The 13,015-nt window shown below is 43.7% G+C and carries 13 protein-coding genes; all 13 read right to left on the reverse strand.

Going from position 1 to position 13,015, the window contains the following annotated elements; all coding sequences use genetic code 11:
* Positions 1–5 precede the first annotated feature (5 nt).
* Complete coding sequence (gene rsgA / locus D3P96_RS04845) at positions 6–920, reverse strand: ribosome small subunit-dependent GTPase A (protein ID WP_124943251.1); 915 nt, start codon at positions 918–920, stop codon at positions 6–8.
* Positions 921–968: 48 nt separating this feature from the next.
* Positions 969–2,750, reverse strand: a complete 1,782-nt coding sequence (pknB, locus tag D3P96_RS04850) for a Stk1 family PASTA domain-containing Ser/Thr kinase (protein WP_124943252.1) — start codon at positions 2,748–2,750, stop codon at positions 969–971.
* Positions 2,750–3,490 (reverse strand): Stp1/IreP family PP2C-type Ser/Thr phosphatase, encoded by a 741-nt coding sequence (locus tag D3P96_RS04855; RefSeq protein WP_124943253.1) that lies wholly within the window; start codon positions 3,488–3,490, stop codon positions 2,750–2,752. Before D3P96_RS04855 ends, pknB begins: the two co-directional genes overlap by 1 nt.
* Positions 3,491–3,513: 23 nt before the next feature.
* On the reverse strand, positions 3,514–4,887 hold the full coding sequence (rsmB, locus tag D3P96_RS04860; RefSeq protein WP_124943254.1) for a 16S rRNA (cytosine(967)-C(5))-methyltransferase RsmB: 1,374 nt from the start codon (positions 4,885–4,887) through the stop codon (positions 3,514–3,516).
* Complete coding sequence (gene fmt, locus D3P96_RS04865) at positions 4,880–5,833, reverse strand: methionyl-tRNA formyltransferase (RefSeq protein WP_124943255.1); 954 nt, start codon at positions 5,831–5,833, stop codon at positions 4,880–4,882. Before fmt ends, rsmB begins: the two co-directional genes overlap by 8 nt.
* Positions 5,834–5,886: 53 nt before the next feature.
* Entirely contained in the window at positions 5,887–8,307 is a 2,421-nt protein-coding gene (gene priA / locus D3P96_RS04870) for a primosomal protein N' (protein WP_124943256.1), read from the reverse strand.
* Between the two features lie 120 nt (positions 8,308–8,427).
* Positions 8,428–9,444: a class I SAM-dependent methyltransferase gene (locus tag D3P96_RS04875; RefSeq protein ID WP_244919064.1), complete on the reverse strand. Its 1,017-nt coding sequence runs from the start codon at positions 9,442–9,444 to the stop codon at positions 8,428–8,430.
* A 72-nt stretch (positions 9,445–9,516) separates the two neighbouring features.
* Positions 9,517–9,756 carry a hypothetical protein gene (locus D3P96_RS04880; RefSeq protein WP_124943257.1) on the reverse strand — a complete coding sequence of 80 codons (240 nt, stop codon included), beginning with the start codon at positions 9,754–9,756 and terminating at the stop codon, positions 9,517–9,519.
* Between the two features lie 80 nt (positions 9,757–9,836).
* Positions 9,837–10,259: a hypothetical protein gene (locus D3P96_RS04885; protein ID WP_124943258.1), complete on the reverse strand. Its 423-nt coding sequence runs from the start codon at positions 10,257–10,259 to the stop codon at positions 9,837–9,839.
* A 167-nt stretch (positions 10,260–10,426) separates the two neighbouring features.
* Positions 10,427–10,813, reverse strand: a complete 387-nt coding sequence (locus D3P96_RS04890) for a type II secretion system protein (protein ID WP_124943259.1) — start codon at positions 10,811–10,813, stop codon at positions 10,427–10,429.
* Positions 10,813–11,133: a competence type IV pilus major pilin ComGC gene (locus tag D3P96_RS04895; protein WP_185696093.1), complete on the reverse strand. Its 321-nt coding sequence runs from the start codon at positions 11,131–11,133 to the stop codon at positions 10,813–10,815. The genes D3P96_RS04890 and D3P96_RS04895 overlap by 1 nt, the downstream gene beginning before the upstream one ends.
* Positions 11,133–12,092, reverse strand: coding sequence for a type II secretion system F family protein (locus D3P96_RS04900; RefSeq protein ID WP_124943261.1), 960 nt, complete (start codon positions 12,090–12,092; stop codon positions 11,133–11,135). Before D3P96_RS04900 ends, D3P96_RS04895 begins: the two co-directional genes overlap by 1 nt.
* Positions 12,089–12,940, reverse strand: a complete 852-nt coding sequence (locus D3P96_RS04905) for an ATPase, T2SS/T4P/T4SS family (RefSeq protein WP_124943262.1) — start codon at positions 12,938–12,940, stop codon at positions 12,089–12,091. Before D3P96_RS04905 ends, D3P96_RS04900 begins: the two co-directional genes overlap by 4 nt.
* Positions 12,941–13,015 lie beyond the last annotated feature (75 nt).

Consider the following 13,015-nt stretch of genomic DNA (forward strand, 5'->3'; position numbering starts at 1 on the left):
TAGTTTTAATGTTTCTTATCATGTTTATTATAAACCGGACGACGGCCTTCAATCAAATCATAAAACATCTTATAGTTCTCATAGCGTGAAGCCATAATTTCACCCATCTCAACGGCGGGTTTGACCGCACAACCTGGTTCCTTCAAATGGACACAACCGCGATACTTACATTCTGGGCTGTATCGATTAAATTCACGGAAATAGTGCGTCAATTGATTGGCTTCCATATCAAATACTTCAAACGCAGAGAACCCAGGTGTATCCGCAACCAGACCACCATACATTTCAATCAGACCCACTTGTCGTGTTGTATGCTTTCCACGCATAAGCGTTTCAGAAACAACACCAGTGGCCAATTCTAATTCTGGAACCAGATGATTCAACAAGGTACTTTTCCCCGCTCCAGTTTGGCCCATAAAGACGGTTAGCTTATCTGGCAAAAGCCCCCTAATTTCATCTAAGCTCGCATCATCAAACGAAACTTCCGGGAAAATCACATGATAGCCAGCCCGTTGATACCCCTGCGCAACTTCTAACAAGTAAGCCCGGGTCTCATCTGAGATTAAATCAGTCTTTGAAAAATAGATAACTGGTTCGATGTGTCTTTCCTCAAGCGCCACCAATTGCCGATCAAGCAAATTACTTGAATATTCTGGGATTTCAACTGAAGTCACCACAATGGCTTGATCAACATTGGCCACTGGTGGTCGTACAAGTGAATTACGACGATCATCAATGCTTAAAATGTAACCATCGTCCGCTTGCGTTGCTGAAAACACAACAAAATCACCGACTAGTGGTTTCACATCTTTCTTGCGAAAATTGCCTCGAGCCCGTGCTCGAAACACTTCACCAGTATCGGTTCTAATATCATAAAAACCGGCTAACGATAACTGAATTTGTCCATGGTATTCTGGCATGTCTACCTCTTTCTCTCTTTAATCACTAGATCCGCCAACTGTTCCCGGCTAACTTGCTTTTTCACTAACACTTGAACTTGATTGCGATACTGAACTTGATTGCGGTACTGAAGTTGATACATCAGGCTCTGATGAAGTGTCCGTTGGCTCTGAGCTCTCACTTGAGGTGCTTTGTGAAGGCTCCGGTGTGGAAGTCTGCTGACGTTTTTCAGATTTAGACGCGCCGACTGATCGATTGCTTTCATTTGAAACAACTTCAGAATCTTCTTCACTTTTTTGTGTATCCTGAGGCAAATCTACTTTCTCTGGTCCCATGGATACGACAAAATTAACAGTCGTCTTGTTGGGAACGACTTGTTTATCAGGGGCAATACTTTGCTTAATAATATACCCGACTGGGACAGATTCACTATGTTCATGACTAGTTGTCACGGTATAGCCTTTCGCCTTTAACCGATCTGCGACGGTCTCATAGGCTTCATTACGATAATCACCAAAGCGAATCTTACGCTCACCCTTAGAAACCACCAAATTCACCTTCGCGTTGCGTTTAACATGCGTTCCCGCCTTAGGATCAGCGGCTATCACATCTCCATTTTTAGTGGTATCAGACCGCTTATAGGTAATTTTTCCTGCCTTTAAATTAGCCGCTGCTAATTCATCTTTTGCAGATTGTACCGACATATCACGCACGTCTGGGACAGTCGCTTCCTCTGGCGTTTGCATACCATAAATCGTCATCCCAATGGCAAAAGCAACTAATACCACTAAAATGCCAACCAGCCAAACTCGCTTCTTTTTATAAAAGGGGTTCTTCGGTTGAACGCTTTTCGGCACGCTCGTTATCTTTGCATCATCGTTGGTGCGATCAATAGCCATAATTGTGGCCGTTTTTTCAGAAAGCTTATGCTCATTGGCAGACGTTTGTCCATTGATAGTCGGAATAACTTTTGTCGCCTCAGTTTCTGCCTCTGCCGATGGACTAACCCAACGCGCTTCATTCACGCGATCTGGCGATAGTGCCGTTGCCAAATCCATACGCATGGCATTTGCTGAATCATAGCGTTCAATAGGATTTTTCGCTGTGGCTTTTAGAATGACGTTTTCCAAAGCTTGTGGAATGCGTGGATCGCTATCACGTACAAGTGGCATTGGATCAGTCGTGTGTTTAACAGCTACCGCAACTGAAGTTTCACCGTCAAATGGGACTTTTCCAGCTAATAATTCATATAGCATGATTCCCAAAGAGTAAATATCACTTTGTGGCGTTGCGGGTTCTCCGCGCACCTGTTCCGGTGCCATATAGTGCACCGATCCAATTGCCATATTCGTTTGCGTCATACCAAATGAAGATTGCGCCCGTGCAATCCCAAAATCAGTGATTTTAGCGGTACCATCGACCGTCATCAAAACATTTTGTGGCTTTAAATCACGATGAATGATGCCATGATTATGGGCTTCTTGCACCCCACCCAAAACTTGTCCCATAATATCGACAACCTTAGTCAAAGGTAATGGGAAGTTGTCCGTTTCATAGCGTTTCAAATCAGGCCCAGAAATATATTCAGTCACCAAATATTGATTACCATCTTCATCACCGTAGTCATAAACTTGAGTAATGTTAGGGTGAACCAGTTCTGTGGACGCGCGAATTTCATTTTCAAAACGTTTCTTGGCGATTGGATCATCCCGCATATCCAAGCGCATAATTTTCAATGCCACTTCCCGATCTAAAATTGTATCGTAAGCGCGATAGACATTCGCCATACCGCCTTCACCAAGTGGTCCGAGAATTTTATAGCGACCACCGATTACTTGATCTGTTTGCATTAGGCTTCCCCACTTTCTTGGTAACCTAATAGCACCGTCACATTGTCGCTTCCACCGGCTGCGTTCGTTTTTTGAATCAATGCCGTTACAGCATTCGACATTGACGTTGCTTGCGTTAACGTCTCATAAATTGTTTGATCATCTAAATGTTTTACGAGACCGTCGGTGGTTAACAAAATTTCATCTCCTGGTTGTAACGCAAAATCAAATAGGTCAACTTCAGTTGCCTCATCAACCCCCAGTTGTCGCGTTAAAACATTGCGACCACCATTAGCGCTTGCTTCATCAGGTGTCATTGAGCCGGCTCGCACCAACTCCTGTGCTAAATTATGATCTTCAGTTATTTGAAATAATTGGGCATTCCGTAACATATAGGCCCGTGAATCACCTAGATTTCCAAAACAAATCTGGTCTGGGAAAATGACTGCTAACACAATGGTCGTCGCCATCCCTTCTAGTGTCCGGTAACGGTTTGCTGTTTCTAATATTGTCGCATTTTCTTGCTGGATGGCTTGTACAATCCAAGCTTTTGCGTCAGCAATTGTTTGCACATCTGCTTGTTGCCAAGCGTTCCCTAAATGTGAAACTGCCATATTTGAGGCGACATCTCCGGCCTGCTCACCACCGACCCCATCTGCCACTATTGCTAATTGAACACCCAACTGATTTTTAAAGGCACCAACATAATCTTGATTGTCTGCCCGGACTCTCCCAGTATCAGTTGCATATGCTATTTTCATAGCGACCTCCATCTTTATCCGTTCTATTTCTCAATACGTTCTAATGTTGCAATAAAGAATCCATCAGTGCCATATTGATCCGGCATAATGTGAATTAATTGTTGTTCGTCAACTATTGACAAATCTAATTCTACCATGCTTTTGGCAATTCTAAAATTAGAATGTGTGTCTAAGAACTTTTGGATGACATCATCATTTTCAAGGTTTACAAACGTACAAGTTCCATAGACCATTCGGCCACCGACCTTCACTTTATTCGCAACCGCATCTAAAATTTCGAGTTGGATTTTTTGTAAATGACGACTGTCGTCCAACGTCTTTTCATAGCGAATTTCGGGTTTGCGTCGTAATAATCCCAAACCAGAACAAGGAGCATCAACTAAAATCCGATCAAATGTTTCATCCTCAAATGCCTCATCCACTTTACGGGCATCAAGCGCATGCGCCTTAACCCGATCAGCAACGCCCAAACGATACGCATTTTCAGCGATGAGTTTCACTTTGTGATCATGAATGTCAAGAGCATCAACACTGCCACCCTGGTTAGCATCCAAATAGGTGGCAATTTGCGTCGTCTTACCACCTGGCGCTGCAGCAGCGTCTAACACGCGCATATCAGGTGCAATTTCTAAGCTTGGCACCATTAACATTGCCGCTTCATCTTGTAAGGTAATCAAACCAGCTTCAAATGCGTGTGAGCTAGCCGCATGCCCATTTTCAAGACGCAATCCGACTGGGGAAACGTCCGAACGTGTTACCTTAAAGCCTTCAAATTCTAAATCACTAATTGCTTCATCAACACTCGCTAAAGCTGTATTAACACGTGCTGATTGCGCTGGCGCTTGATTAATACTAGCAGCAATCTTTTCAGTTCGTTCGACACCGTATTGTTCAACTAATAAATCGATAATCCAAACTGGTAATGATTCTTGAATTGAAAGACGTTCCGTCGGATCTGAAATCGTGCTTGCATCTGGCAAACCCTGGCGATCCATCGCATGCAAAGTGCCAGTAACCATTCGGCGAATACCATCATGCCCACGCTTTTTGGCAATATTAATCGCTTCATCAAAAACAGCGCGCTTGGGTACCTTATCCAAATACTGCCATTGGAACAAAGAAATCATAAAGAGCTCACGCACCCATGGGTCTAGGCGATTAGGATTTTTAATAAACGGCTTGAGCCAGTATTCGAGCGTTAAACGATGTTGAATGACACCATAAACCATTGTTGTCATAAAATGAATGTCTCGTTCTGACAGATCAGCCTGCTTAATCATGGCATTTAATTCTAAGTTTGAATATGAACCGGTACGGACTTTTTCAAGCGTCCGCACGGCCATGGCGCGTGGATTTGTCTTTTCCCATTTACTAATTGCAGTTTGTTGTTTACTCATGATCGATTACCTGATCGCCTTCGTTGAATTTTGCGTGGCCGTTCAGATAATCTGAAACAGTCATTTTGGGTTTTCCTGCTGGTTGGAGTTCATCAATGGCCAACACTGTGTTTTGACCTGCGGCAAGCCACAGTTCTTTTTTCGTCTTCTTCACGACGGATCCCGCTGGTAGTTCGGTGGTTGCGTCAACCAGATGGGTGCGTTGAATCTTAGTACGAATACCATTCATTGTCGTATGTGCTGTTGGGAATGGATTTAATCCTCGAACATGATTATGGACTGATTGTGCAGTCGCGTTGAAATCAAGAATTTCTTGCGCAGGTGTGATATTAGGTGAAAAAGTCACTTGTTCAGGGTCCTGTGGTGTCCGTGAACTTGTACCGTCAATTAAGTGTGGTAAAGTTTCTAGCAACAAATCACGGCCTAGCTGGCTTAACTTCTCAAACATCTCACCAGTTGTGTCATTTTCACCGATGGCTAATTCAGCCTGACTAATAATGTCTCCAGCATCCATGGCTTTAACCATGTACATAATTGTGACACCGGTCTTGGCATCCCCGTTCATTACGGCATAATGGATGGGTGCCCCACCACGATACTTTGGCAACAATGACGCATGCACATTAATGGCCGCAATCTTAGCTGCTTGCAATAACTTCGTGGGTAAAAACTGTCCGTAAGCCGCCGTAATAATTAAATCAGGCCCACTGGCAATTAGGGTGTCTAACTCCGCTGAACCGCTTAACTTTTCCGGTTGGACTACGGGTAAGTCTAGCGCCACAGCCGCTGCTTTAACTGGCGTTGGGGTTAGAATCCGCTTTCGTCCAACGGGACGATCAGGCTGTGTCACCACTCCAATGACATCATAGGCATCATCTTGAGCCAGTGCTTGTAAAATTGGGACAGAAAAATCCGGTGTCCCCATAAAAATAATTTTCTTTGACATAGTAACTCCTTTTTAAAGTGCGTATGTATGTTAACCGTCTGATACTCAGATGGTTAAACAAAGTTGACCGGGTCACGATCAATGAGCAAGGTGACCTTTTGTCGTTGTAATCTTTGCCCTGCCTGCATTAACTCGTCTAGTGCTTCAAATAATTTAGCACTTTGCCGGTATTTAATGACAATGCGATAGACATATTTATTATTTAGCCGCGCCACTGAACCTGCTGAAGGTCCTAGCATGACCGTTTTAATATCAAGGTATGGTTTCAGCCAATCCGCAATCTCATATGCCACCCGTGCTGACTCAGCTTGGGACTCATGCAAAATTTTAAGCTGGATGGTGTAATAGTAGGGTGAATATTGCCATTCTTTACGTAAGGCCATCTCATACTGGTAAAAACCCTCGTAGTCATGCGTTTGGGCAAACCTTAACGCATAATGTTCTGGATTATATGTTTGCACAATCACTTCACCGGGCTTGTCCGCACGGCCGGCGCGTCCAGAGACCTGCGTTAACAGCTGGAATGTCCGTTCAGCCGCACGGTAATCGGGTAATGCTAAGGTCGTATCTGCATTTAGGACACCCACTAAGGTGATGTTTGGAAAATCAAGCCCTTTAGCAATCATCTGTGTGCCAAGTAATATATCTGCCTCGTGATTACCAAAAGCCTCCAACATGGCATCAGTGGCCCCTTTTTTTCGGGTCGTATCTTGGTCCATTCGTAAAACACGTGCAGCTGGTAGATACTGTTTGAGCATTGCTTCGACTTTTTGCGTCCCAGCACCAAATGGTCGAATCCGATCTGATCCACAATTTGGACAAGTTTTTGGAATAGGCTCCTGGTACCCACAATAATGACAAATGAGACTGTTCGTGACTTTATGCATCGTTAGTGCTAAATCACAGTTGATGCACGTTGGTGTATATCCACAATCGCGACAACTCACATAATTCGCATAGCCGCGCCGGTTGAGCATCAACACACTTTGTTCGCCACGTTCCAGGCGCTGTTGTAAAGCCTGTAAGAGTTCATCGGAAAACAAATCATCGGAACCTGATTTAATCGATTCACGCATATCCACTAACCTTACTGGTGGTAATGGTTGCGTTTGCACACGCTGCGTTAACCGCAACAGCGTGTACTGCCCTTGCTGGGCATGAGCGCGGCTTTCCAATGACGGTGTGGCTGATCCAAGTACTACCGTGGCACGATGATAAGCTGCCCGCCAAAGCGCGACATCCCGTGCATGATAACGTGGATTTTCTTCCTGCTTATATGAAGCATCATGCTCCTCATCCAAAATGATTAGTCCAATATTCTGTAACGGTGCGAAAATAGCTGAGCGGGCGCCAACAACGACTTTGGCTTCACCACGTTCAATGCGTCGCCATTCATCATAGCGTTCCCCATCAGAAAGTGCGCTGTGTAAAACAGCAACAGTTTCACCAAAACGACTTTTAACCCGGCGCACCATTTGGGGGGTTAAGGTGATTTCTGGAACAAGCATTAACGCTGTTTGTCCCTGAGCTAAAACAGTGGCCATGGCTTGCAAATAGACTTCCGTTTTCCCAGAACCAGTCACCCCCTCTAAGAGGTACGTCCGACTCGTTTTTTCGGATAGATTTTCTGAAAGGGTGGCAAAAACCTCTGCCTGTTGTTCAGTTAACGGTAAAGATTCCGTTGGCGCAATGGCAGACGTTAACTTAGGCAGACGATATTGTTCAATCTCACCTTTCATTAACCATCCGTTCGTCTCAGCTTTTTTTAGAGTCGCATAATCGACCCCAGTCGTATCAATGACTTCTTTTTGGGCAATCCAATCTTGAGGTGCTGACATCAAATATGTGAGCAGTCGTGCTTGTTTTTTGGCCGTTGGCCGTAAATCACGGCGAATGGCGTCATATTCTTCAGCCGTTAACAAGGGTTTTATCGCCGTGACCAATTTAATTTTGGCACGATTTCCCACCTGATAATGGATTGAGACTTGCCCTGTTCGTTCATATTTATGGAGGAGCGTAAGTAATTCAGGGGAGACGTGATCATCATCCAAAGGCACCTCAAAGCGATCTGTGAAAAAATCATGGAGGGGCGCATCGTTTTCCAACACTGTCTCATCCTGCAATTGAACGGTCTTCACATACTTGGCACGCATCACATTCGGTAACATAGCTTGGAGGACACTGATTTTAAAGGCAAAATTTTCACGTGCAACCCAATCGGCTAACTCGAGCATTTCCGCATTCAAAACCGGTGCCACATCCACCACTTCTGCAATCTCTTTTAACGCAACCGTTCCTTGATAGTCATCCTGAAGTCCGACAACAAATCCCTGGACTTGCCGTTTCCCTTTACCAAAGGGGACAACCACTCGCATCCCAGGTTCAATCATTGCCTGAAATCTATCCGGAATGGTGTAGGTATAGGGTTGATTCGTTTGCATCGTCGGTACATCTACAATAATTTGCGCAAACATTTGAACGTCCCCCTTTCCAGCTTTGTCTAGTACTCTATTGTAACAAATTTCGTTGATATCCCCTAATTTACAAAAAAACAGTTTAACATTAACGTGCCATGTTAAACCGTTTTTTCAATTTTAATGGCTGAGATGATTATCTGATAGCCACGTTTGCATTTGGTTGACGAAGTTCAAGTTCTCTTCTTTTTGTCCAACATCTGGCGCTTTAGCCAGCATAACTGGTTCGGCTTGAACGGCATCTGCACCTGGTTTTTGGACCATTAATAGCGCTTTACTAGATTTTTTATCCAAGAACAATTTGTCGGAAAATTGGATAAAGCCTTGGAAATAAATATCCTCTGATTGGAAATACTTCAACAATTGTGGCGCTTGTTCTGACTCAAACAAATGCGCTGGAACAATTAGCAAACCTAGACCACCAGGACGTAATGTCTGTGCCACTTTTTCAATCAGCAAGTGATGCACATAGGTCAACCCTTCTGTCATTTCCGTTTGGTAACCATCAGCAAGCTTTTGTGGATAGTACCCAACCGGCAAGTCGGCCACGACTACGTCCATTTGGTCAGTTAAATCAGGCGTATCGGCAAGGGCATCTTGATGGTCTAATTGCCAATCTAAGCCTAACAATGCGGCAACGCCACTGGCAATGGTGATGAGTGTGTCATCATTTTCAACACCATAGTAAGTTGTGGCATCTCCCCGTTGTTGTAAAGCCAAGTTAACGGTTGCCAGCAGATTACCAGATCCGGCCGTAATATCTAATACCCGACTGGGTTGATCTGGATTCAAGAATGCCTCAACAAAGAAGGTTACCCACATCCCAATCGCATCCGGAGTGACTTGGTAGTTTCCTTGCAATTGATCCTCTTGCATGGTTGCGACTAGCACAAGTTGTAAGACTTGACGCTTTTGTTCAGGGGTTAGTGCATTAAAGTCACTTTCCTTTAGCGTTTGACGCACAAACTTACGATTTTCTTGATTGAGTTGGGTAAAGGCATCATCATTTTGGTGATTCAAACCTTCCAAAACAATAATTAAGGCTTCAATCGCCGGTAAATCTAATTGTTCAGCTAGACGCGTTTGGGCGGCTTGCATTTTCTTGATAGCTAATTCAACAGCTTCATACATGGGCATTTATCCCTCCATTTGTTTCTCATTTTAGAATACCATTATACGAGCTTCTAGTCTAAATTGATAGTCACTCGCTTATCTCGGACGATAAATCGTCACCTGTGTTGCATCAGGTGCGACAACGTGATAAGCATGATATTCTTTTCGGTAAAAAATGCGATACCCCTCTTTTTCAATATACGTTGGAAATGGTTTTGATAATTTCTGAATCAGTTTTAGAGCTTGTGTCTTATGGTGCCAATGCTTTTGTTCCATCATGGTTAGACGCTTTGTTTGTACAAACCCATTTTGTAATTGATACCCTAAAAAGCTCATCCAAAAAATCCAAAATAAAGCCAGTTCAAAACAAAATCCAAAATAAAGCCAGTTCAAAACAAAATCCATGCCGCCTTTTCTTAAATGTGAACTTCTTGGACATCCGATTGCCCCTCTTGCTGGATGACTGTCATTTGAAAACTAGCTTTCGACATTTGCTTAAAAGTGATTTTCTGCACGTGATTTATTAACACGAAGTGTCCACCCGTTTGTGCAACACTTACCAGGGCCTGTTTCTTTTGTTGCAGTGTATACACCATCCCGCGCGGATGCCGAATCCTAATTTGATGTTCTTTGACACCGAGAATGACGCCCCCACCTAGCATGTGTTGTAAATGCTGGACCACCACAAAATTCGCTTGTTGTTGGTGGTATTTACGTTGTTGCTGGCGCCAAGTTGCTAGGGTCTGCAGTTCATGGTCTACACAGACTGCCAGGCCCTGCAAAATGATGAGCCCGCAGACCAGCTCAACCAATAAACTACCTTTTCTGTACTTGTACATACCAATCCATTTCTTTTTTTAAATAGGCTTGTCTGACCTTCTGACACGCTTGGCGCGCCTGCCGGACCTGTCGTGCCTCTTGCCGTATGGCGTTGCCAAGGGGTAAGACAATCCCAATAACCAATAGTAAACATAATAAACATTCACTTAAAACATATCCTGATCGTTTAACGCCAAACATAAGTCCCACCTCCAACCTGAAAGACGAGTCGTTTGCGCGCCTTTGTTTGTGTATTGAAAAATGCTAATGTGCCACCCGTAATTGCGTGTGCACGGACTTCAATGCGCGGTGACCAGTAATTCTCCCAGTTTGGCGGCAGGGCGATTTTGACGCGATTCACATAAATTGCATTATTTTCCGTACAAACTTCAAAGGGATGTCCCGTGAGGCTTGATTGAAAACGTGCGGATAAGAAGCACTGTTCAAATTCATGTTCAACCGTGGACCAAGACCGGCTAAATGAACCATGAAAAGCTATGGCTAACATTGCACAGATTATCACGCACCCTACCAATACCTCCGCTAACATAAAGCCGGATCGCTTCGCAGCCATCAATCTGGACGTTTAACTTGGTCACCATGCAGGGTTAGTTTTTCACGACCAAATTGATCAACCTGCGCTTTGGACATAAACCCATGTTCTAACAGATTAGGCAGGGTCACCTCATATCCAGGATATTGTCCTTTAAACAAATCAATCTGATTTTGGACATGGTGGCTAAATGCTTCGCTTTGCTTACGCTCAGCAAATTGACGAATGCGATGTACATTCGGTAAAACTAAAATCATCAACAAACTCATAATAAAAATCGTTGTAATCACCTCAATTAAGGTGAACCCGGCCCGCTGCTTTAGTTTAAATAATGTCTTCATCAAAAACGCTCCTCGAAATTTTGATAAGTCGGTAAAATAAACTCTCCATATAGGGCGACGATACATCCCCCAATTAGGACAAATAGTAATGGTTGAAGTAATTGTAAATACAATTCAATTTTTTGTTCCACGGTTAAGTTTAAATCCTCAGCCAAAACCAATAATTCCGCACCAACTTGCCTAGCTGGATGTCCTGATTCAAATAACGTCTGAACTGTCGCTGGTAAAATCGGCATACATTTTAAAACGCCTACGAGTGGTAAGCCTTGTTCTAAAGCTGAAACCACCGCTTGATTAATCAACTTGCCAGACTTGGACTGAAGTAAGTGATGGTGTGCCTGTAAATACTTAAAAATATCGGTTAACTGAATCCCGCCTTGTAAGAGACATCCAATCTGAAAACAAAGTTGTGCTTGGAATCTTAATCGCCAAATTTTACCAATATAAGGTAACCGCATTAAAACATTAAGCCAATTAAAATACACGCAACATCCTAAACTCAAGCAAATGCCTACCACAACACTCGTCCCACCTATCAAAATCGACCAAAGCCGATCCGATTGTGTTAAGGTCATCGAAAAGTATGCGGTCATGCCTAAAATAAGTCCGAAGAGACAAATGGGATACGCAGCTAACTGCCAGAACTTTTTCACATGTTGTGCATGCCGACGTTCGCGTTGCCCCAGTAACTTTAAAAATCGTTGTTGTTGCCCATGGAGTTCAACTAGGGTCAGTTCATCGACGATGGATTGTTGAACAAACCGAGCCAAACTTTCTGAAAGTAATTTGCCCTTTGCCAAGTCAGCCATAATCATTTCTAAATCTGGCCTCCACTTTGGACAGCTTCGTTGGATGAGTTCCAATGCAGTTTGTAAATCAAAGCCATTTTCTTGCAAGCGACTCAACCGACTAAAAAAATCAGCTTGACGTTTGCGTGGCCAAAGTCGTCGATATTTCATACCTTTTCCTTTAAAAATTGATAACGAAATTGTAAATGCTGCCCCTGTCGTGTTTGAAAAGCCTGGCCGGTGAGCGCTTGATTGAGGTCACCAGCTGTAATGCCTAAGTTCAAGAATCGTTGACGCAGTTCATCCAAACCGAGCGCATGGATTGTTGTCAGAATCAAATGACCACTTAAGGCTGCTTCAATGACTTGAGCTGCCGTTTGTGCATCCCGAATTTCCCCAATGACAATGACTTGGGGATGGTGCCGGAGGGCTAACTTAAATAACTGCGCATACGTCATCCCCGCTTGTTCATTGACTTGTAGTTGCAGCACCGCAGGTTGCATAATTTCGACGGGATCTTCAATCGATAAAACAACGCGATCAGCTAAAAAATGTTGTACAAGATACGCTAACGTTGTCGATTTCCCTGCACCCATTGCACCGCCAATCACCCAAAGTCCCGTATTATGACGCATCCGCTCCCCAAAAGTTTGAATAGCTTCATTTTGTTGCAAATAGGCCTCGATATGTTGCAAGGGGTAAATAACTCGAATCACCATGGTTTCCGCTAAGGTATAATCGCCGACTGTTGAAACGCGTAAATGAACTGTCTGTTTTTTTACCTTAACTGTCCAATGCCCCGCTTGCGGCCTCCGACATTCAGCTAAATCCAAATGGGCTTCATATTTTACAAAGCGAATCAAAGAGCGCCCCACTTCAATTGGTAATGCAGGGCGTTTTAAATATCCTTGTGCTGTTAACATCCCCACCGTCATTTGATGATTATGCGCCCTCAGATAAATATCCGAGGCATTTCTTTCGACAGCAACTGACAGCATGTCCGAAAAAATTTCAAACATTGTTGGTCTCTCCTTCCCAATTAGGTTCACCAATAAAGACGTCACATCACGAATTTTTTTCAAAAAAAAAGTGCC

Origin of the sequence: Weissella viridescens, from assembly GCF_003862435.1 — a bacterium.
Classification (GTDB): Bacteria; Bacillota; Bacilli; order Lactobacillales; family Lactobacillaceae; genus Weissella; species Weissella viridescens_A.

Coding starts and splice junctions, on each gene's coding strand:
- D3P96_RS04905 (WP_124943262.1), bottom strand. CDS start 12,940: ATGTTTGAAATTTTTTCGGACATGCTGTCAGTTGCTGTCGAAAGAAAT.
- D3P96_RS04885 (WP_124943258.1), bottom strand. CDS start 10,259: ATGTACAAGTACAGAAAAGGTAGTTTATTGGTTGAGCTGGTCTGCGGG.
- priA (WP_124943256.1), bottom strand. CDS start 8,307: ATGTTTGCGCAAATTATTGTAGATGTACCGACGATGCAAACGAATCAA.
- D3P96_RS04895 (WP_185696093.1), bottom strand. CDS start 11,133: ATGAAGACATTATTTAAACTAAAGCAGCGGGCCGGGTTCACCTTAATT.
- fmt (WP_124943255.1), bottom strand. CDS start 5,833: ATGTCAAAGAAAATTATTTTTATGGGGACACCGGATTTTTCTGTCCCA.
- D3P96_RS04900 (WP_124943261.1), bottom strand. CDS start 12,092: ATGAAATATCGACGACTTTGGCCACGCAAACGTCAAGCTGATTTTTTT.
- pknB (WP_124943252.1), bottom strand. CDS start 2,750: ATGCAAACAGATCAAGTAATCGGTGGTCGCTATAAAATTCTCGGACCA.
- D3P96_RS04855 (WP_124943253.1), bottom strand. CDS start 3,490: ATGAAAATAGCATATGCAACTGATACTGGGAGAGTCCGGGCAGACAAT.
- D3P96_RS04880 (WP_124943257.1), bottom strand. CDS start 9,756: ATGAGCTTTTTAGGGTATCAATTACAAAATGGGTTTGTACAAACAAAG.
- rsmB (WP_124943254.1), bottom strand. CDS start 4,887: ATGAGTAAACAACAAACTGCAATTAGTAAATGGGAAAAGACAAATCCA.
- D3P96_RS04890 (WP_124943259.1), bottom strand. CDS start 10,813: ATGGCTGCGAAGCGATCCGGCTTTATGTTAGCGGAGGTATTGGTAGGG.
- rsgA (WP_124943251.1), bottom strand. CDS start 920: ATGCCAGAATACCATGGACAAATTCAGTTATCGTTAGCCGGTTTTTAT.
- D3P96_RS04875 (WP_244919064.1), bottom strand. CDS start 9,444: ATGCCCATGTATGAAGCTGTTGAATTAGCTATCAAGAAAATGCAAGCC.